Here is a 20,515-nt window from a genome sequence, read left to right on the forward strand (position 1 = left end):
CAGCCACGGATGAGATGGCTGGGGCGTTTGCGTGTCTGAATGGCAGCTGCGTTATTGGCTCTGGATATGCATCGAGTCGATGAAGAGGGAGTCCAGCTGGGTGTTGTTGCTGTCGCGGTTATTGTCGGTGGCACGGATGTGGATGGTGCCACTGAGGCCTGTGGGTAGGCTGAATGTTTGCTCGGTATTGTCATCGCTAGTTTTACTGACGCTGAACATCGAGATGAAGTTGCTGCCATCGATCGAGTAGGCGAAGTTGAAGCTATCGCCCTCGGAGTTAGAGCTATGGAAGGCTTCGAGGTGGAAGCTCACTTGGCCGAGCGGGATGTCGGTGAATGTCCAAGTGTATTCTGCGGCGGAGCTATTATTGTCGATCGCTTCGCTGATGCTAAAGTAGGCATCATCGCTGATGTCAGCATCTCCAAGGTTGCCACTTGGTGATCCTAGCGTCGCGTTGCCCGTGGTGGCGATCGCGTATTGAACTTCCTTGATGGTCGCGGTGAGCGAGACATTGGAGATACTCAGGTATGGGGTGCTAGCATTGTTGGTTTTCCGAGCAAAGCCGATCGCAATGTAATCGTAGTCCGATAGTAGGCTGGGAGCGTTGACGAAGCTGGAGAGGTCGAAGCTGCCGCTGTAGCTTTGCGCTCCCGTGCTTCCAGTCAGCTTGACCGCCGCTGCTTTGTTGTGTCCTTCATTGCTTGCTCCATTGGCGTCCCAAGCACCATCGATTCCGCCGAGGTTGTAATCGTCGAAGGTGCCCGTGTTGCCGATAGAGGAACTTCCATCTGAGTTTTCCCAGACGTTGCCATTGGTAGACGCGAGGTTCATGGTTAGGGTGCCTGCTGCGGAAGGGGTGGCATTTTCCACATAGCCCCAGAGGTGCACGTAGAGTTCTTCGGCGCTATCACCTTGGTTGTAGTCAAAGCTGAGCTGGATTTCGTTGTGCGGTTCATTTGGCAGACCGGTGAGGTTGATGATGGCAGCCACGGCCCCTTCTGCAGGTCGATTGGTGGCTGTGCTGGTGTTTTCAAGCACGCCATTGCTGAGGCTCCAAGCGCTCTGGGAGTGTTTTTTGAGATCCACATCATCGCGTAGGAGGCGGGTGTCCGTGCTCATGCTGACCATATCGGCAGAGCTTAGCAGGATGTAGTCGGCTGGCTGTACTGGGATTTCCAAGGTGATGGAGTCCGTCCCACCAAGGGCACTGACTTGGATGGTGAAGGCGTTATTGCCGACATCGCTGGTTTCAGGAGTGCCCGTGAGGGTGCCATCTGTGGCGATGTCGAGCCAGCTAGGGCCCGTTAGTTTTGAGTAGCTGATGGTATCGTCTTCAGGATCTGATGCTGCGCCATCGAGGAGGTCGCTACTAAAGTAGTTCCCAACCTTGGCGTTGGTGCTGATGATTGGGTCGTAGTAATCGAAGCTCGGTGCTTGATTGACCGCGGAGGCGACTGCCGCAGTGACTGCGGATTCTACGTTGTTGGTATTCCAGCTGGTGACCTGGTAGGCATAGACGGTGCTGCCGTTGGCGCTGGTGTCTGAATAGTTGCTGGAGCTCAGCCCATCTGCCAAGAGCACAAAGCCGGAGCCTGAGTCACGGTAGACTGAGTACGTAGCAAAGTCAGGGTCATTACTATCTGCCCAGTCGAGTTGTACTGCGCCGACGCCTGATGTGGCGGTGAGGCCGCTGGGTGTGTTTGGAGCTTTGATGCTCGCGGTGATACTCAAGTTTGAGATGGTGACCGAGGCATTGGTAGCGCCGGCCACATTGCGGGCGAAGCCGATTGCCATGTAGTCGTATTGGTTCACAGCATTGGGGGCGGTGGAGTAATTGGTGAGGTCGATGGTGGCGCTGTAGCTTTGCGCGCCGGTACTTCCCGAGAGGATGGCAATCGCGTCATCACGGCTGCCGTTACCAAAGGCTCCATCAACATTGCCAAAACTGTAGGGCGTGAGAGCTCCACCTGAAGATTCCCATACGTGACCGTAAGTGGATTCGGTATTCATGGTGTTGGTGTTCGAGCTGGAGCTCACATCGGTGTAGCCCCAGAAGTGAACCACGAGTTCTTCGGCGGGGTCAGCGGTGGTGTAGTCGAAGCTTAGGGTGATGACGTTTTGTGGCCCGCTGTCGTGACTACTCAGATCAATCATGGCTCCAATCGCTCCTGTACCAAATTTTGAGACATCATTGCTGCTATTGGAGAGGGTCTGGTTGTTCACCTGCCAATCGCTGCCTACGGTGTGGCGGAATCCTACGTCATTGCGTTGTAGGCGTACATAGGGGCTGGGGTTGAGCACCACATCTGCTGGCGAGAGCAAGGTGTGGGTGATCGGGTAGACATTCAGTTCAAGTGTGGTGGTGTCGCTGCCTCCATTTGAGTTGGCTTGGACGGTGAAGGAATTGATGCCACCATCCCCGATGCCAGGTACCCCGGAGAGTGTGCCATCGGCAGCGATGTTTAGCCATGCGGGACCGGAGGCTTTCGAGTAGGTGATGGGGTCGGATTCTGGGTCATTGGCAGTTCCGGCAATGGTGCCTGCGTATGGTGCCCCTTCGGTTCCGGTGTTCGAGCTGAGCAAGAATTGTGGGAATGTGGGCGGCTGATTGATCAAGCCGTAGACCTCATTGCTGAAGTTTGACTCTATCCCTGCGTTGTCCCAACTAGTGATGACGTAGTAGTTGTGGGTATTGGTACTTTGGTCATCAAGGAACTGGCTCGTGGTGAGTCCAGTGGCTATCGCTTGGTAGCCTGATCCCGGTTGAGAACTTCTGTAGACGGTGTAGCTAGCCCAATCTGGGTCGATGCTGTCGGCCCAGTCGAGGCTAAGCTGTCCGGTTCCCGTGCTGGCCACGAGCCCAGTAGGTGCTGTCCCGGCTCTGGGGGTGATCGAGAGTGCCACATTGGAGATGCTGACTGCAGGTGTGGTAGCGGTTCCGATTTCGCGGGCGAAAGCAATCACAAGATTACGGTAGCCGCTGAGGGCATTGGGTGCGGTGGTGAAACTCGAAAGATCGAATGTGCCTTTGTAGCGTTGAGCACCGGTTGTGCCGCTTAGAATGACTGCGGCTTCATCGCGATAGCCGGCTGTGTTGGGGAAGACGCCATTGGGCTGTCCTAGGTTGTAGGGCACCATGGTGCTGGTGGTGGTGTACCAAGCGTTTCCATTCGGGGCGCCGAGGTTCATGACCCAGGTGCTGGCAGTGGAGTTCACATCCTCCAACCCCCAGATATGGACGTAGAGGAATTCAGCTGCATCTGCGGTGTCGTAGTCGAAGCTCAGCTCGAATTGCTGCGCATCATGGGGGAGTGTGCTGAGGTCGATGCTCAGTGCCACTGGGCCTTCGCCTACATTGTCGTTGCTGGTGCTTGTGTTGCTTAAAACTCCGTCTTGTAGAGTCCAAGCACTGGCGCTGGACTTGCGGAAGCCAAAGTCATCGCGGTTCAATCCACCATTGGTGAGGCTAGCGATGGCGCTTCCCTCAAGGATGCTTTCGCGGGATAGGACACGCACCCGCCATGCGGCATCGAGATCGTGGTTGGGGCGTGGAATGTTGAAGACGTAATCGCTGGTGCCATCGGGGTTGTCCACCGCTTGGTAGTACTTGTTGGTCTCGAGTGGTACATTCTCGAGCTCAGTCCACTGGCCGTCGTTCCAGCGTTGCACGGTGAGCTCCTGACCTGCATGTGCTTGCTTCAAGGTAAGGGGAACGTGGCCGATGCCTCCGCCTTGGATGGTGAAGTCGGCGATTACTTCACCGGTATTTTCAGCCAAAATCTCAAGTGGATAGCTGCGTAGGATACTGCCTTTTTCGGCAATCACATCCATCAAGACGTTGTGTTTGTATTCATCTCTCACCATTTCCCAGGCGGAGGTGCCGTAGTCGTCGAGGCGGTTGACTAATTCAGTATCATCGCCCCAGTAGCTGCTAGATTGTTTTGGAGGCATGACGAACTCGATCTCACCGGTGACGATGTCGCCAGCGCTATAGGAGTTCTGAACTGAGGAGGAGCTAAAGTCGAATACCATGTCATTGTTGACTCCATAGGTGTGGACGTAGAGTGGCATCGGGCTGCCATTGAGGTTTGAAGATAGTGGGATGATGCCTCGCAGTGCATGCGCTGTTTCAAAGCCACCGAGTTCATCATCGATGCTCAGCCACTTTCCATCCATGAGGATTGGTGAGCCTTTGTAGGTGTCGCCACCTGTGTCGATGGTACCTGTGTTCACAGCTCCTTCTTCACCACCTATGTAGTAGTTGGTGTAGGTGGCGGAGTTGTAGTAATCGCTTTCCATTTGGTAGAAAACGAGGCGCTCAGGATTGATGACATCCTGAAGAAACTCGTACTTGTAGTCGTGGAATCTGCGGTGGTAGTCGTTGGTGCTGGCGGCGCTGGCGCGATAGGTGAAACGGATTTTGTCGTCATCTGTCACGCCAGTGTAGAAGACCTCTGACATGTTTGGTCCTGTCCAGTGGTAGCAGGTTTTCATGCGTTTGCCCCAGCGGTATGTGTCGTTGCTATCTCGGTAGATGAGGAAGTCGCCTCCACCCACGTTTTCGGTCCAGTTGTGTGTGACGCCGGCGCTATTGGTATTGTAGGAGTTGGTGAATGTTGGGCGGACATCATCGAGGAAGGCTCCACCGAGGTGCTGGGTGGGATCGTAACAAAACGACTCACCCCAAGCGCCCATAGCGCTCTCGTCCCATTGCCAATTGCCTCCATAGCCGATGAGTGAGAGTTGGGAATGTGAAATCGTACCAGCATTTCCCCAGTAGCCAAAGGCCACACGAAGCTTGAAGCGGCGGGTCTCATTCGGTGCCAGAGTCACCATTGTTGAACCGCGCAGCCACGAGCCATCATGCACGATGGGCGTGTAGACCCCGTCGACCAAGTCGCGGTGCCAGTTCTTTGAAACCTGTACCGGAATGCCGATTGGTCGCCCATCTACTTCATCACAAAGCACCATGGTGGTGCCTGTGATGGCACGCGGGATCACTTGATCAAAGACGAGTGGGATGTTCTCGGTGGTGCTATTGGGGTTGGTGACTTCGATGACAAATTCATCGACACGCTCCTTCTCGGCGGCGTGGTTGATGTGAGCGCTGGGGACTTCGATTTGGATTGCTCCGGTGTCAGGGTTGTAGGTGGTGTCGAGGCTGCTATTGTCTTGGAGGTTCTTGGTGTCCGTGATGTATGTCACCGGGTTGAGATCGGCGAGTTTGAGGTCGTCTTGTGGCTTGATCGTGAGGTTCACGATGTTGTCCAAACTGTCTGCGAGGTGTGCTTGGCCGTCTGGTGAGACGACCATGATCGTCGCACGTGTGATCGGGTTGCTGGTCTCTGAGGTGAAGTCTAGGCTGAAGGTGACGCGGTCTGGCCAGGCACTTATTTCCAGACGACATTCGTCGTCAACGCTGAGGATATTGCCATTGGCATCCTCAAATTCGAGACCAAGGTGGTCAACACGCTTGAGGTACTGGCCACTTTCAATCATGCGTAGATTGTCAAAGCCTTGGCCGTTAACGATGGCGCGCTTGCAGTCATAGGCTATGCCATCGCGGTACACACGGAGAAGGAAGGTGCTAGCAGGTGTGTGGGTACTAATATCTTGGTCTAGCGCTGTAAGGTAGTCGCTTCCTGCTAGGCTGTCATAACCCTTCAGAGTCATGTCATCACAGTCTAACATCATGCTGTAATAGCCTGTCTGAAATACTAGGTCAGGGTTCTGGCGAGCCTGATTATTGGCTTCGCTTTGAGGGCGCCTACTCGAATAACGCGATGGATATCCATTCTCAAAATAGAGGTAGGAATAGTTGAGGTTTTGATCAGCTCCGATGGCGTCGATGAGCGTGGTGAATCCTAGGAGAATACTGAGTTTTCCTAGATGGAGGAGCTTGTTTTTTCTGAGGGGGGAGGTAGAAAAATGTCCAAGATTTTGTGCAGGGTCTTTTTTCATAATATTCTAACAATGTGTGGATTAGGTCGTCCAGTGGATCATTGCTAGAGTGTGATGTACACGTGAAAATATCTTTGGCTGTTTTCAAATTGTGGTGAATATAGTGAAAAATGACAATAGGTGGGAATGTGAGAGGTGTCCTACAGATTGAGGGTATTTGTTAGGTGTTGTGTCGCATCTGTCACACAGGTGATGGGAGGGGCTCTGCTGATTAATGATCGATTGTTAGTTTCAATAAATGCATAGCCTTTGATGTTTTATGAGTATGAATCATGCATTCTATTTGTGAAAGTAATGGGCACAAAAAAGTCCGGCTGGAAGAACCGAGCCGGACCAAATTCGACTGAGTGAAAACTCACTCAGTATGTTAACGATGTGTTACTTAAGCAGCACCCATCATATTGAGTACCTTGTACACGTAGGTGATTGCCATTCCGATAAGTGGGAGTAGGAAAAATGTGAGAATAACTGCCTGGATTGTCTTTTTCGCCATCATAATGCTAGAACTGTGGGTAAGTGGTTTCTCGATAAAACAATGCCCTGCGCTCGATGTCGAGGCAGGGCATTGAAAAAATGTGCTTAGGCACCGATGCTGAAGCGTTCGTAGCGAACAAGCTTGAGTGTGTCACCGAGCTCCTTGCTCTTAGCTTCGATAAGCTGAGTGATGGAGAGGTCTGGGTCCTTAACAAAGGACTGCTCAAGGAGAACTTGCTCAGAGTAGAACTTATTGATCTTACCCTTGAGGATGTTGTCGATGATGTTTGCAGGCTTGCCAGCTGCTTCGAGCTGCTTGCGGTTGATTTCGTTTTCTTCCTCAACAGTGGATGCGTCGATGTCATCACGTGTGAGGCCAGCAGGGTTAGCTGCTGCAACGTGGAGTGTGATGTCCTTCACTAGCTCCTGGAAGGATGCTTCGGAAGTGGTCTCTGGCTTCTCAGTAGCTACTTCGATGAGTACACCAACCTTGCCACCCATGTGGATGTAGGATGCTGCGGCACCAGCAGGAACAGCAAAGCGTGAGAGGCGAGAAATCTTGATTACTTCGCCGAGTTCCGCGAACTTAGCACCGAGAGCATTTTCAACAGTACCTTCGCCGAAAGTTACGGAGAGGGCTGCATCTGCGTCAGCTGCGTCGCTGTTTGCAATTGCTTCAACAAGTTCACCAACGAAAGCTTGGAAAGCTTCGTTCTTAGCAACGAAGTCAGTCTCACAGTTAATTTCTGCAAGGACGCCAGTTTTCGCACAGGAAGAAACGAATGCGGCTACGATACCTTCAGAAGTTTCACGGTCTGCACGGTCGGAGCGCTTAGCTTCGCCCTTTTCGCGAAGAAGCTTTGCTGCTGCTTCGAAGTCGCCGTTGGTTTCAGTGAGAGCTTTCTTACAAGCCATCATCCCTGCGGATGTGAGCTCACGAAGTTCTTTTACTGCGGATGCTGTGATTGCCATAAGATTAATTTGAAATTAGGAATTAAAAATTAGAAATGTTTCTGTGTGACGGTTTCGTCCAGAATTAGCCCTTGGAGCCGACTACGATGGAGTCAACGAGGTTCTGAAGGAGGACGCGGATTGAGCGGATTGCGTCGTCGTTGCCTGGGATTGGGTAGTCAACTACTGATGGATCCGCATTGGAGTCGACGATCGCGATCACAGGGATGTTGAGGCGACGAGCTTCAGCTACTGCGATTGTTTCGCGAGCTGAGTCAACGATAACGATTGCGTCAGGAAGCTTCTCCATGTCGCGCACACCACAAAGGTTGCGGAAGAGTTTACCACGCTCACGGGCAAGAGCAGCGAGTTCCTTCTTGGACATTGCCTTGTACTCAGGCTGCTTTTCGATGTCTTCGAGGTACTTAAGACGCTCAACAGAGCGACGGATAGTAGAAAGGTTGGTGAGTGTGCCACCCAACCAACGATGGTTTACGTAGAACTGGCCAGCAGCTTCGGCAGCTTCTTTCACTGCGTCTTGTGCCTGGCGCTTACAACCTACGAAGAGGATCTTTTTGCCTTTACCAGCGAGTTCTGTGAGGAAGCCAGATGCCTTATCGAGGTTCTGTACTGTCTTTTCGAGGTCGATGATGTAGATGCCTGCCTTGTCCTTCATGAGGAAAGGCTTCATTTTTGGATTCCACTTGCGTGTCTGGTGACCATAATGGACTCCAGCGTCTACCATTTCTTGGATGAGTTCGTTAACCATAATTGTGTGTTGTGTCTGCCCTTGAATCAGGGAAGCTCTGTGTTGAGTGACTCCGCCGCGGAGGTGATGCTTCATTCGAGTCTCTCGTTGTTGTGCGGCGGCGTGAAACGAAGCGCGCGGTTATTAACAGTCGAGGCTGCTTTTGGCAAGGAATTGTTTGCGACTTTTTAGCGTCATCTTAGTGTGCTGATTTTAACACTCATCCGCTGGGGGATTGAGGGCAGATAGCGAGGGCTCGATCGTGGTGTTTTTGAGGAATGGATCCTCGATCTGTTTTATTCATGTTGAATGAATTTCCCTAGAGCTTTCATTTTTGTTAGGTGGGTGCATGATTGAAATAGTAAATGGTGGCATGGATGCCGATGGTAAGCACCTCTACAGTCTCTATATTAACAAAAGTGCGGTAGGTCTCGAACGTGAAGTTAAGGTGCGTTTTTTGCACGATCGCAGCGAGGGGCTTGCGGCCTGCCTGCGTGCTGCTGCTGAGGCTCTAGATGAACGCGCGCGCCGAGAGGGAAGGGAGATTATAGAGCTGGGTCCTATGTGCTAGGTTGTTAACAACTGGCAGCACATAGTGTTGTTTGAATAGATAGATACAGGATCTCTTGTTGTTAGGTTAGTTGGCTAAATACTTGATACAAGTGATCAGGTCCCTGCGTAGGTATGACTCATGATGAGATTGGAATGTTTTAGCGGGCTTGATGATGCAGGTCTGAAGAGCCGTTACTTCCATCATGCCGAGGGAGGCATCGTTTGAAAAAAGCATGGCAAAAGGTATGGGTTCCTGCGGATGGATGGCCTAAGTAGTGAACTTCTAGCAGATTTAGAAAACAAAAGAAAAAGAATAGCATGAGTAGTATAAACAAGGTCATCGGAGCAATGTTGCTCAGCGCATGCAGTCTCTTTGCTGAGGCAGTTGAGCGCCCCAATATCATCATCGTCCTAAATGACGATCAAGGGTACCAAGATTTAGGTTGTTATGGATCACCAGATATCAAGACGCCGCACATCGATGGTATGGCGGATAAGGGGATGAAGTTTACAAGTTTCATGGTGTCTTCGCCTGTATGCACAGCTTCACGTGCGTCATTTCTAACTGGTTGCTACCCCAACCGCTTAGGAATCCGGAGTGTGTTGTTTCCTAGCCGTGGGTGGGGTGGTTTGTCGCCCGAGCATGTGACGATCGCCGAAGTGCTGAAGACTGTTGGATACAAAACTAAGGCTGTTGGGAAGTGGCACCTGGGTGATGAACCAGAATATCTGCCAACGAATCAAGGTTTTGATTCATACTACGGTATCCCATACAGCAACGATATGTTTCCTGCTAGGAACATGAAATATGCCGAGGATTGTCATTTTCGAGAGGGAATCAGTCTCGAAGCAATCCATGAAGCTTTTGCCAATGATCGAGGCGGTAAGGGGCGCGTGATGAAAGACAAAGTGCCGCTGATGCGTGGCGAGGAGTGTGTCGAGTTTCCTGCTGATCAGGCTACGATTACCCGACGTTTTGCCGACGAGAGCGTGGCGTTCATCTCAGAGAGCGTGAAGGAAGGGAAGCCATTCTTTCTTTATCTCGCGAACTCGATGCCCCACACCCCCTTATTTGCTTCTGAAGACTTTTTGGGCAAAAGCGAGCGGGGCCTCTATGGCGATGTGATTGAGGAAATGGACCACAATGTTGGGCGTCTCCTCAGCAAACTCCAGGATTTGGGTATCGAAGATAACACTATCGTGATTGTGACATCCGATAACGGCCCTTGGCTAGTGAAGGAAGAGGAAGGAGGCAGTGCGCTGCCATTTTTTGAGGGGAAGATGACTTACTTCGAAGGTGGTCAGCGCGTGCCATGTGTGATGCAGTGGCCCGGGCGTATTCCTGCTGGATCGACATGCGATGCACTCGCCCTCTCGATGGATTTACTGCCGACCTTTGCCCATGTCACAGGGGCTGCATTGCCGACGGTGCTGCCTCTAGATGGTAAGAGTATTCTGGAGCTGCTGACTGGTAAAGAAGGGGCGACCTCGCCACATGAATATTTTTTCTATGGGCAGCACGCTGTGCGGCACGGTGACTGGAAGTATCACTCGCGTGAGGTCTTTAAGGTCAAGCACAGCGCCCGAGATCACACTGGGCCAACACTTTACAACTTAAAGCATGACGCCGGCGAGAGTAAGAATGTGATTGATGAATATCCAGAGATTGCCGCTCGTTTAGCCAAGGTGTTGGAGTCAAATCCAAATAAAAGAAAGGCGCACAAACCATAGTGTGCGCCTCGCCCCGCGGTGACTTAGTCAACTGGTGATGGGGCTCTAGCTAGCCAAGAGTATGCTGAAAAGGTACCCTCTATATGGGCATTGTGGATCGCTACTGATGAGTTTACGTCATCGAGCTGTTGCGAAGTTGGCGACTCTATGAGCTAGAGTGTTTCAGAGGCACTTTCTATGGCGCTAATCGCTGTACCATGGTGCTTTATCTTGTGCCTTCTTCATCCACTTTCTTGGCGTGGGCCCGGTAGTCTTCGAGTTCTTTGCGGATGACGGGGAGCAGGAAGTAGATACCCACCATGTTGGGTAGAACCATCGCGAAGAGCATGGCGTCTGAGACTCGGACCACATTGCCGATCGACGCTACGGAACCAATCACGGTGAAGATGCAGAAGCCTAACTTGTAGAGAATGTCGGCGACTTTGTTATCGTGACCAAAGAGGTAGTTGACTGCTTGTTCTCCATAGTATGCCCAGGAGATCATGGTCGAGAATGCGAAGAGGATCACAGCCACTGAGAGTACTTGGGGGAACCAAGCTACAGAGCGACTGAAGGCTAGGGAGGTTTTCTGGATGCCTGCTACCGAGTTGACATCATTAAGGTTCATCCAAAGAGGGGAGTCAGCTTCACCTTCTTCGTAGACTTCACCGTAGGTGGCTTCGCCTACTTTTTGAGTGCTGATGAAACGAACTTCATGATCCTTAGGGAGAGTGGTGACAATGTGCTCGATCGCATCGGGGCTGCTGTAGAGGGCGACTTCATCTTTTTTGGTGATTCCATCGATCTTCCATGTTCCCGAAATGACGAGGACTAGGGCGGTCATGGTGCAGACCACGACTGTGTCAGTAAATGGCTCAAGCAGGGCGACGAGGCCCTCGCTGGCAGGCTTTTCAGTCTTCACCGCTGAGTGGGCAATGGGTGCTGAGCCGATGCCAGCCTCATTAGAGAATGCGGCACGTTTGATGCCTTGAATGAGGACGCCAATGATGCCGCCACCTACAGCCATGGGAGAGAAGGCTCCCTGGATGATTTGTTCGAAAGCTCCAGGAATGGATGAGGCATTGGTGAGAAGGATGAAAAAGGCGGCAAGGAGGTAGATGCCGCACATGAAGGGCACGAGAAAAGAGGTGACACGAGCGATGGACTTGATCCCACCAAGAAGGACCAAACCAACAAGTACTGCGAAAATCACACCAAAATAAATGGTTTTATCACCCTGTAAGAGCCCGAAAGTGGAGGAAAACTGGTTGGCTGCCTGGTTGACTTGGAACATGTTTCCCGCGCCAATAGCCCCACCGATACACATCACTGCAAAGAAGATGGCGAGTGCTTTACCCAGTGTGCCCAGGCCTCGCTCAGCGAGCCCGTCACGCAGGTAGTACATGGCACCACCGTGGGTTTTCCCTTCTTTGTCGAATTGGCGGTACTTCACCCCGAGGGTACATTCTGCGAATTTGGTGGTCATGCCACAGAGCCCCATCAGAATCATCCAGAAGGTGGCGCCGGGGCCACCAAGGCCGACGGCCACGGCCACACCTGCGATGTTTCCTAATCCAACCGTTGCGGAGAGTGCTGCTGTTAGTGCTTGGAAGTGCGTGATTTGTCCCGGAGCATCATCCGGTGTGTATTTCCCTTTGACAGTACGTATTGCTAAACCAAGGCCGCGGATGTTCAAAAACTTGAAGTAGATGGTGAGGAATACCGCTGTGCCTCCGAGAATGGCAAGTACGATCGGTAGTGAGGTGCTGCCACCTACTGGAACGGCGTAGAAGACGATGTTTTCCAAGAATGTCGCCACGTCATCGAGTGCTGTGTTGATGGCTTGATCCACGCTTTTTGTTTCATTGGCGTGGGCCCCTGAGCTGAGAGCAAGGATGGTGATGAGAGTGGCGAGGGATTTGTGATAGAGGCGGTGCAGCATAGCTTGGGAAAATTGTTAGTTGCTGCTAGGGTGACAGCCCCGACGGTGATCACAAGTCGAAAAGTAGCGCGTGATGGAGAGCTGGAAATTTTTCTTCACAGAACTCAGCTGATAGCGCAGGGTGTGAGCACGATGCGCATATTCGTTAGCTTCATTCTCACCCTCGTTCTCACTCAGCTAGCTTTTGCCAATGGCAAGAAGCAGCCGCCAGTGACAGTCACCTTCCACACTGAGGCCACTGATATTGAGTCAAAGAAGTTGGCTTACGAGATCGATACGCCGAAGGGGAAGCACTGGATGAGCAAGAGCCCTTTCATTACTACCAGTGATATCACCGCCTATTTCGCTTTTGTTTCCCCGCACAACCCTGACTTGTATGGGGTGAGTTTTCAGTTGAGTCGTGGTGGTGCTAGCCGTTTGAGTATGACTTCAGGTCAGCACGCTGGGAAGTGGGTCATGTGTGCCATCAATGGTAAGGTGGTGGATATGCTCTACATCGATCGGCAAGTGGATGGCCGTGTGATCACCATTTGGCGCGGGGTGGATTCTACCATGCTGGAAGCCTGCAATCAGCTAATTCCTAAAATAGGAGAGTCTCAGAAAGCTTGGAAAACACGCCTCAAGTACGAGAACAAGCAGCGTAAAGAATAAGAACTCTGCGGAAGTTTATGATGATGTGTCGAATCTTAGAAATTCTATCTAGTGTTAGATGGGGCTTTCTAGCGGCGTTGCTGATGTTCCCAGTGACGGCAGCTGAACGCCCGATGGAGGTGAAGCTTCCTACGGAGAATCGTCACTTGTTTAGTGAGGAACCTGAAAAGTTTTACATGTACACCTATCGAAAGTTTGAAGGTGTGGAGTCGCGCCCTTGGACATCTGGTGCTTATGGATATGTGCGCACACTGAGGCGCACACCCGAGGGGATTATTGGAACGAAGTTCCATGAGGGAATCGATATCAAGCCGGTGAAGCGCGACAAGTACTCGCGTCCCCTAGACATTGTGATGGCGATTGCTCCGGGTGAGGTGGTGTATGTCAATCCCTACGCTGGGAATTCCAATTACGGTAAGTATGTGGTGCTGCGTCACGACTGGGGTATGGGTGAGTTTTTTAGTCTCTATGCGCATTTGGCGACGGTGAGTTGCAGTAAGGGTGAATCAGTGACTCAGGGGGCTCCGCTTGGGAAGATGGGCTATACTGGTGCAGGTATCAACCGTGAACGCGCTCACCTGCATCTGGAGTTAGGTGTGATGATGAATCGCGATTTTCAGCGATGGTATGACAGGCACTTCAGTAGCAAAAATAAGCACGGGCTGCATAGTGGCTTGAATATGATAGGCATGAATGTGGCAGAGGTGTTGATTCGTAGTAACAACAACCCACGTCTCACCATGAGTCAGTACCTTCGCTCAGTTCCGGTGGCGTACAAGGTCACGGTGCCACGTAAAGGTACCTTGGATATTGCCAAGCGTTCGCCTTGGATCTGTGTGGGCGATCATTCGATGCGCTCACCATCGTGGGAGATCAGTTTTGCTCAGTCGGGTTTTCCCTTGGCTATCAAGCCAAGCATGCGGCGTGTGGCGAAGCCAACCTTGAGCTACTTGGCATCGCCTAGTTCGAACCATCGATATCACAGCAAGGGGTTTCTGTTGGGTAGTGGGCGCCAAGCGAGCTTGTCTAAGTTAGGCTTGCGCACGATTTCGTTGCTGACCGGAGAGTTTTAAGCTAGGTGGGATGATGCGAGTGCCTGCAAAGTTGGTGGTTGGCGACATCGGTAACTTGTGTAGATGATAGTGGGGATGAGTGAGAATAAGGTACTGAGTGTGACCCGCGTGGTGCGGAGAATGCGTAACCTGCTAGAGCTGGAGTTAGGCTCGATGTGGGTGGAGGGCGAAATTTCTAACTTGAGGCGTCAAGCGAGTGGTCATGTGTACTTTAGTCTCAAAGATGAAGGAGCGCAGATTAGCTGTGTGATGTTCCGAGGGAATGCGGCGCGAGCGAAGGTGTCAATTGATCACGGCATGCAGGTGCGGGTGTTTGGTGAAATTTCTGTGTATGAAGCGCGCGGTTCGGTGCAGCTCGTGGTACGGGAAGTAGAGGCCGCAGGTGTGGGTGATCTGCAGGCGAAGTTTGAGGCATTGAAGCGCAAGCTTGAGGCCGAGGGACTCTTTGCTCAGGAGAGTAAGAAGGCTTTGCCACGCTTTCCGATGCGAGTCGGGCTGGTGACCTCTGGATCAGGCGCGGCGCTGCAAGACATGCTGCAAGTGATGGAACGCCGCGCACCCTGGGTGCAAGCGGTTCTTTATCCCGTGCAAGTTCAAGGCCAGGGTGCTGAACGTGGAATCGCCCGAGCAATCGAGCGTTGGGGGAATGGGGAGGCCGAAGGCTTGCCTCAAGTGGATGTGTTGATCGTGGGGCGCGGTGGCGGCTCGCTCGAGGATTTGTGGAATTTTAATGAGGAGGTGGTGGCTCGTGCTATTGCGAAGTGCCCGCTTCCTGTGGTCTCGGCGGTTGGGCATGAGATTGACTTTACTATTGCTGACTTTGTGGCAGACATGCGAGCCCCGACGCCTAGTGCCGCTGCTGAATTGGTGGTGCCTGATCGTGCCGAGCTGATCGCGAGGCTTGCGCGAGCGGATCGCACGATGAAGCGTGCTATGCGTCACACGCTGGAGCAATACCATCTGAAGTTGTCAGCGATGCAGCGCGGGGCACTTTCCTTAAATGTGGAGCGTGTGCTTCGTGAGCCGATGCAGCGGCTCGATCAACTTGGCCAGGGAATGGAGTATCAGCTTCAGCGTGGGTTAGACTCAGCCACTCAGGGGTTCGAGGTCCTTCAGCATCGCTACCACCGCGTGCATCCTGAAATTATTCTTCGTGAGCGACTCGAGAAGTTGCAGCAACGAAAAGACCGCCTACAGCAGATTGTGCAGCAACGACTGGATGATGAACAGCGTGAGCTGGAGAGCCTGAAGAGTTTGCTACGTGCTTTGGGGCCCGAGTCTGCGTTCGAACGCGGCTTTTCGATAACGGTGCGAGAGGATGGTTCTTTGCTTCGCAGTGCGGATCAAGCCAGACCAGGTGAGTCGCTGAAGACAAAATTGATCGATGGTGAGGTCTCGAGTGTGGTGGAGTGATGGAGACGCGTTATCCTGAGACGGCCAAAGGATTGGCTGAGCAATTGCGGCACGCTTTACTCGACCATGAAGCCTTCGAGATGAAGTTGAGACCCTGCACGCTGGAGCGCTGCAAGGCCACCTGTTGTTACGACGGAGTCTACTTGTCTGCCGAAGAGGCAGATGGGCTCAGGGTCTTGGTGTCGGAGCAGCGCGAGCGCTTGCAAGCGTATGGGCTTGATCTCCCTGATGAGGCTGTGGTGATGGCGCGTGGTGGGCGTGCTCAGAAGACCGCGACGCGCGAGGCTAAGCCAGGAGAACTGGCAGAGGACTATCCGGAGCATTTCCCAAAGACTCGCTGTGTGTTTCTCGACTCGATCGGACGTTGTGGAATTCAGCGTATGAATATGGAGGACGCGGTGCATCCGTGGCTCGATAAACCACTGACTTGTTGGATCCACCCCATTGCCATTCAATCCCCTAAGAGAGGAGGATCGCGCAGTCTCATCACGATGGTGCCTCCAGACAAGGATCCGCAGAAGGAGGCTGGATACCCAGGCTTTGCCTCATGCACCCATTGTGGCCGCCCTGAGGCGGGAGGTCAGCCAGCGCATCTGGTGCTGGAGGAGGAGCTTAAGATGTTGGGGGAGCTTGCTGGTCGCGATTTTCTAGCTGAGTTACGCGCCCCTAAATTAGAACCTTAAGCTTCTGGAGTATCCGAGAGCTTTTCAACATGGTAGAGCGAGCCGTGAGTGTCGCGAAACTCTCCGTTCTCAAGTTCGGTGAGTACCAGCTGTCGGTCCCTTTGAGATGTGCCAATTTTGAGTAGTATCGGGATCAGCAAAGTGAGTAAAACTAGAAGGATCGCAAGCACTGCGACCAGTCGATAGTATCCCTCATTGTCAATCTCTCCCCATGCTGCGACTATGATTTGGGCTGCTAGGATTGCGATGAGTGCATCCGCAGTTTTCTGTACCCATCGGTGTTGGCTTGTTAGTGTGGGGAGCTTGAGAAGAAATGCGTGTGCCGTGGCGACGGTGATCACGATGGAAGTGATGGTGAGTTTCCAATAGATTTCATCTGAAATCTCGGCCCAGATTCCGAGCGTGAGAAGCGCGGCAGAAAGTGCCGAGAATAGCATTCCTGCGGTGCCCAGTCCGCGTTGTTTCCTTTTTTCGATAAAGGCTGCGCATGACATCGAACAGATGCTTGCTGCAGAGATGATGAAGCAGGTTGCTAAGATCTTTAGCTGGATCTCACCAAAGTCACCATTCAATACCGAAGCAATGGCAATCAGGGCGCTTAGGCTCAAAAAACCAATGAAAAGTTTGAGGAAGAGTCGTTTGCTATCGGAGGCATTCATCATTAAAGAGTCGCTTCAGTAAGACATAAACGAACACCCTGTTATGTGATAGAAAAATGTGAGGAGTCTAGGAGAATCCGCGATTGGAAGTCGGCAAGTCAGCCCAACATTGGGGGTTGCCATGGGCTGTTTCGGGGGCTAGAAGATTCACATGTCAAAGCAAGTCGTAGTATTGTTTTCCGGTCAGGGTGCTCAGAAGGTGGGCATGGGTAAAGATTTAGTAGATGCGTATCCTGCAGCAAAGGCGCTCTACGAGCAAGCTGATGCGGCATTGGGCCGTGGTCTGAGCGAAGTGGTGTTTGAGGGGCCTGATGAGGAACTCACACGCACAGGAAACTGCCAGCCGGCTCTCTACCTGCATGGTCTTGCGTGTCTCGAGGTGCTTAAGGAAAAAGTAGCCGATCTTGAGATCGTAGCTGCCGCTGGCCTCTCGCTTGGTGAATTCACTGCGCATGCCGCAGCTGGCACGTTCTCATTTGAAGATGGGCTCAAGGTGGTAGAGCAGCGCGGTGCCTTCATGGAAGAGGCATGCAACTCTACGGAAGGTGCGATGGCGGCGATGATTGGTGGCGACGAAGCGACTGTGTCCGCTCTCGCTGAAGAATCAGATGTGGATGTGGCGAACTTCAATGCTCCGGGGCAGATTGTGGTATCCGGCTCAGTTGAGGGTGTGGATAAGGCAGTGGCTGGCGCTAAACCAGCAGGCATCCGCATGGCAAAGAAGTTGAAAGTGGCAGGAGCATACCATTCGCGCTTAATGCAGTCGGCTCAGGATAAGTTAGCTCCAGTGCTCGCGGACACTGAAATCACGATGCCAGATGTGCCAGTGTACTCGAACTTTAAGGCGACTGCTGTGGCGGATCTTGCTGAGATCCGTGAGACACTAGAGAAGCAAGTGACTGGCTCAGTACGTTGGACCGAAAGTATTCAAGGTCTTATTGCCGATGGTCACACTACCTTTATCGAGCTCGGCCCTGGTAAGGTGCTAGCCGGCCTCATGGGGCGAATCGACAAGTCCGTGACCATGATTTCAGTGGAAGACGTGGCGTCTCTCGATGCGGCTGTGGAAGCACTCAAGGCCTAAGCAATTTTTTCAGAAAAGCGCTACTGCTCGGTGAAACACATGGTGGCACCCTTCGCCTGGAGGGGTGAGTATCACAAGTAAGCGGATCAGACGCTAACATTTAAAGAAAAACCCAGAGAGCGATGCGCCCTCTGGGTTTTTTGATGGTGCTGAGAAGTCGGTGACTCTCATTGTTGGAGTTCGTTATTCCTGTGGCGCACCACGTGAAATACTGTGAACTGCTTTGCCGTCGATCCAGTATTCGATGGCGTAGTTGCCCTGTTGGATGGAGGCGCTGTAATCGAGGAAGTTCTGGATACTCTTGCTCAGCTGAAGGCTGAAGTCAGTGGTTAGAGCTCTACCTGGATCGAACGCTGTGTTGGAATCATCGAAGTTGCGGAACCAACGCATCCAATCAGCTCCAGCGTCTGTACCATCCGCTGGAATCTCAACTGGTGGATTGTTGAGGAAGGGCATGATACCAGAGATGGCTGGAAACTGAGCTGTGCTGTGGCAGGACATACAGCTGGAGCTTGGATTGTCCGCTGGACCATTGAGGCGGCTGTTCCAGCCCAAGTGCTGTGCCGGTAGGCTCGCGTCATCATTGATCACTGTCTCTTTGAGCTTGTCGTTGATGATGGTCTTGGTTGGCTCTGGGTTGGAGTTGCTAAGAGTGATCTCAGGGTCGTTGCCCCACATTAATCCCACTGGCTGAAGGTTCTTCCATGGGTTCTCATGCTTGAGAGCGCCATTGTAGGCAAAGGTACCGAAGACCCAGCCGTTCGCTTCTGTAGCACGAGAGTCTTTGACCATGATGTCCATTTGAAGCAATTGCACTTTTGTCTGCACGCGCTCGTTAGAGTTGGCGTCGCTACCTGGGATGTCCTTTTTGTAGACGTAGGCGTTCCATGAGACTGGATTGGCCAATTGTGGAACCTGATCTTCTCCGAGTGTGGTGAAGAGGAACTTGGCAACCACGGTGCCCTCTGGGAAGCCATTTTCGCTCACGTAGCTGAGGTCTGGGCTGCTTGGGTTCTGCCATGTCTGGCCAATGGTGTAGCCGCCTTGAGCATTATAGAAACCTACGGCGTAGGCAGATGTGGCGAAGGTCTGAGTCGGAGCGATCTGCTTTTCATTGAGTGGACCTTCCTTGGTGAGACCGTGAAAGCCTTCGCGGCCGTTGGCGCCCCAGTGCTGCCATGGTACGTGGAACCACTTTTGCGCCTGTTCACCACTGAAGGTGAAGGAAAGCTCGTTGTCCTTGAGGTTGATGTTGTCCTTGAAGGTGTAGTCACGAACTGCGATCGCGTATTCCTTCCACTTGGTCTTGAAGTCGATGTTGAGAATCTTGTCAACTTCGGGATCAAGCTTCGGTAATTCCTTTGGGTAGTCATGGCTGAGCTTGAAGACTGGACCATGGTAATCATCCGCTGAAAGCATCGCCCCGAAGTCCGGGAAATCGTAGTTCAATTCAAGAGAAGGAATGCCCTGTGCGCACAGAGCTCCAGTAGCAGCCGTTGCTGCCAAGAGGGTTGATTTAATCATATATTTTTTCTTTGTGAGGTTCTTGATAGCTCATGTACGAATCCAGCAATAACAAGGATGAGAATACTCTCAGTGGATGCTATTGAAGAATGAGCACGGTCGCTAACGACGTTCATTTAATGTCGCTTTCTCTTCCTCACAAGAAAAATGTTAGAATTTGTTAGATCGAGGGTTTGTGTTGGGTTTGGGTATGCTATTGAGTGACCTCGGTACCGATTCCAGAGGTGGTGAAGATCTCCAAAAGCAGTGAATGGGCTTGGCGGCCATCGATAAAGTGCACCTTGCCCACACCATTGTTGAGGGCATCGAGGGCGGAATTGATTTTTGGAATCATGCCACCCGAGATGGTACCATCGGCCATGAGGGCAGAGGCTTCATCAGGATTGATTGACGGGATGAGGGTGTCTGGGCGTGATGGATCACGCATGAGGCCTGGGACGTCAGAGAGGTAGATAAGCTTTGAGGCTCGCAGGTCTTTAGCGAGGGCTGCTGCTGCAAGGTCTGCATTGACATTGAGCGGCTTGCCTGTGCCGAGCTCCGAAGCGAGTGGTGAGATCACTGGAACGATGTTAGCGTTCAATGCTTCTTGCATCTTTTCTTTTTGGGAACCAACCACCTGGCCGACGCGGCCGATGTCGACTTTATCTCCATCGTCATTGGTGCCTTTGATTCTTTCGCCAATAAACACGTCGGTACCAGGAACGCCGACCGCCTTGCCTCCGAATTCGCGAAGCATTTCTACGAGGCCGGGGTTGAGGGTGTCGCTGAGGGTTTTTTCAACGATGGAAATTGCTTCTGGTGTGGTGACGCGGAATCCGCCAACAAATTTAGCTTCGAGTCCTGCTTCTTTCATCGCAGCGGAGATTGCTTTGCCGCCGCCATGGACAACGACTGGGTTTACTCCGACGACTTCGAGAAAGACGATGTCACGCATGACTTGCTTTACGAGTTCTGGGTTTTCCATGGCTGAGCCTCCCATTTTGATGAGGAAGGTTTGGCCACGGAATGCTTGGAGGTATGGAAGTGCCTCGATGAGGGTGGCTGCTTTTTGGGTGTAGGCTTCGATGCTCATGATGGTGTGCGTGTGCGG

General features: G+C 52.3%; 15 protein-coding genes. 7 read left to right on the forward strand and 8 right to left on the reverse strand.

Annotated features, from left to right (window positions below; all coding sequences use genetic code 11):
* Positions 1 to 51 precede the first annotated feature (51 nt).
* The 3 genes from F454_RS0107245 to rpsB form a co-directional block, all read right to left on the reverse strand.
* Positions 52 to 5,961 carry a putative Ig domain-containing protein gene (locus tag F454_RS0107245; protein WP_020684023.1) on the reverse strand — a complete coding sequence of 1,970 codons (5,910 nt, stop codon included), beginning with the start codon at positions 5,959 to 5,961 and terminating at the stop codon, positions 52 to 54.
* A gap of 579 nt (positions 5,962 to 6,540) precedes the next feature.
* The gene (gene tsf / locus F454_RS0107255; RefSeq protein WP_018969978.1) at positions 6,541 to 7,407 is read right to left on the reverse strand and encodes a translation elongation factor Ts; all 867 of its coding nucleotides are present in this window, start codon (positions 7,405 to 7,407) and stop codon (positions 6,541 to 6,543) included.
* A gap of 64 nt (positions 7,408 to 7,471) precedes the next feature.
* Positions 7,472 to 8,155, reverse strand: coding sequence for a 30S ribosomal protein S2 (rpsB, locus tag F454_RS0107260; RefSeq protein ID WP_018969979.1), 684 nt, complete (start codon positions 8,153 to 8,155; stop codon positions 7,472 to 7,474).
* 328 nt (positions 8,156 to 8,483) lie between these two features.
* Between rpsB and F454_RS0107265 the strand changes: the two genes are divergently transcribed.
* Complete coding sequence (locus F454_RS0107265) at positions 8,484 to 8,705, forward strand: hypothetical protein (protein WP_018969980.1); 222 nt, start codon at positions 8,484 to 8,486, stop codon at positions 8,703 to 8,705.
* Positions 8,706 to 8,771: 66 nt separating this feature from the next.
* On the opposite strand, the gene F454_RS16315 is transcribed toward F454_RS0107265, so the two are convergent.
* Positions 8,772 to 8,921, reverse strand: a complete 150-nt coding sequence (locus tag F454_RS16315; RefSeq protein WP_156817182.1) for a hypothetical protein — start codon at positions 8,919 to 8,921, stop codon at positions 8,772 to 8,774.
* 83 nt (positions 8,922 to 9,004) lie between these two features.
* On the opposite strand from F454_RS16315, the gene F454_RS14540 reads away from it, so the two are divergent.
* The gene (locus tag F454_RS14540; RefSeq protein ID WP_205619001.1) at positions 9,005 to 10,417 is read left to right on the forward strand and encodes a sulfatase family protein; all 1,413 of its coding nucleotides are present in this window, start codon (positions 9,005 to 9,007) and stop codon (positions 10,415 to 10,417) included.
* Positions 10,418 to 10,622: 205 nt separating this feature from the next.
* Here F454_RS14540 and F454_RS0107275 read toward each other — a convergent pair whose 3' ends face one another.
* A complete protein-coding gene (locus F454_RS0107275; protein WP_018969982.1) occupies positions 10,623 to 12,338 on the reverse strand; it encodes an alanine/glycine:cation symporter family protein in 1,716 nt (571 codons plus the stop codon).
* A 132-nt stretch (positions 12,339 to 12,470) separates the two neighbouring features.
* Here F454_RS0107275 and F454_RS0107280 point away from each other — a divergent pair, with 132 nt between their 5' ends.
* The 4 genes from F454_RS0107280 (at position 12,471) to F454_RS0107295 (ending at position 16,158) form a co-directional block, all read left to right on the forward strand.
* Positions 12,471 to 12,989 carry a hypothetical protein gene (locus F454_RS0107280; protein WP_018969983.1) on the forward strand — a complete coding sequence of 173 codons (519 nt, stop codon included), beginning with the start codon at positions 12,471 to 12,473 and terminating at the stop codon, positions 12,987 to 12,989.
* A gap of 83 nt (positions 12,990 to 13,072) precedes the next feature.
* Complete coding sequence (locus F454_RS0107285; RefSeq protein ID WP_018969984.1) at positions 13,073 to 14,062, forward strand: murein hydrolase activator EnvC family protein; 990 nt, start codon at positions 13,073 to 13,075, stop codon at positions 14,060 to 14,062.
* A 75-nt stretch (positions 14,063 to 14,137) separates the two neighbouring features.
* Positions 14,138 to 15,475: an exodeoxyribonuclease VII large subunit gene (gene xseA, locus F454_RS0107290; RefSeq protein WP_018969985.1), complete on the forward strand. Its 1,338-nt coding sequence runs from the start codon at positions 14,138 to 14,140 to the stop codon at positions 15,473 to 15,475.
* Positions 15,475 to 16,158, forward strand: a complete 684-nt coding sequence (locus F454_RS0107295) for a DUF3109 family protein (RefSeq protein WP_018969986.1) — start codon at positions 15,475 to 15,477, stop codon at positions 16,156 to 16,158. Before xseA ends, F454_RS0107295 begins: the two co-directional genes overlap by 1 nt.
* Here the strand turns inward: F454_RS0107295 and F454_RS0107300 are convergent.
* Positions 16,155 to 16,820, reverse strand: coding sequence for a hypothetical protein (locus F454_RS0107300; RefSeq protein WP_018969987.1), 666 nt, complete (start codon positions 16,818 to 16,820; stop codon positions 16,155 to 16,157). The two genes, F454_RS0107295 and F454_RS0107300, sit on opposite strands and share 4 nt — an antisense overlap.
* Positions 16,821 to 16,968: 148 nt before the next feature.
* Here F454_RS0107300 and fabD point away from each other — a divergent pair, with 148 nt between their 5' ends.
* Positions 16,969 to 17,901 (forward strand): ACP S-malonyltransferase, encoded by a 933-nt coding sequence (gene fabD / locus F454_RS0107305; RefSeq protein WP_018969988.1) that lies wholly within the window; start codon positions 16,969 to 16,971, stop codon positions 17,899 to 17,901.
* Between the two features lie 183 nt (positions 17,902 to 18,084).
* Here the strand turns inward: fabD and F454_RS14545 are convergent, their stop codons facing one another.
* Positions 18,085 to 19,425 (reverse strand): hypothetical protein, encoded by a 1,341-nt coding sequence (locus F454_RS14545; RefSeq protein ID WP_018969989.1) that lies wholly within the window; start codon positions 19,423 to 19,425, stop codon positions 18,085 to 18,087.
* A 193-nt stretch (positions 19,426 to 19,618) separates the two neighbouring features.
* A complete protein-coding gene (gene argB / locus F454_RS0107315; protein WP_018969990.1) occupies positions 19,619 to 20,497 on the reverse strand; it encodes an acetylglutamate kinase in 879 nt (292 codons plus the stop codon).
* Positions 20,498 to 20,515 lie beyond the last annotated feature (18 nt).

The sequence above is a fragment of the Rubritalea marina DSM 17716 genome, assembly GCF_000378105.1.
GTDB lineage: Bacteria > Verrucomicrobiota > Verrucomicrobiia > Verrucomicrobiales > Akkermansiaceae > Rubritalea > Rubritalea marina.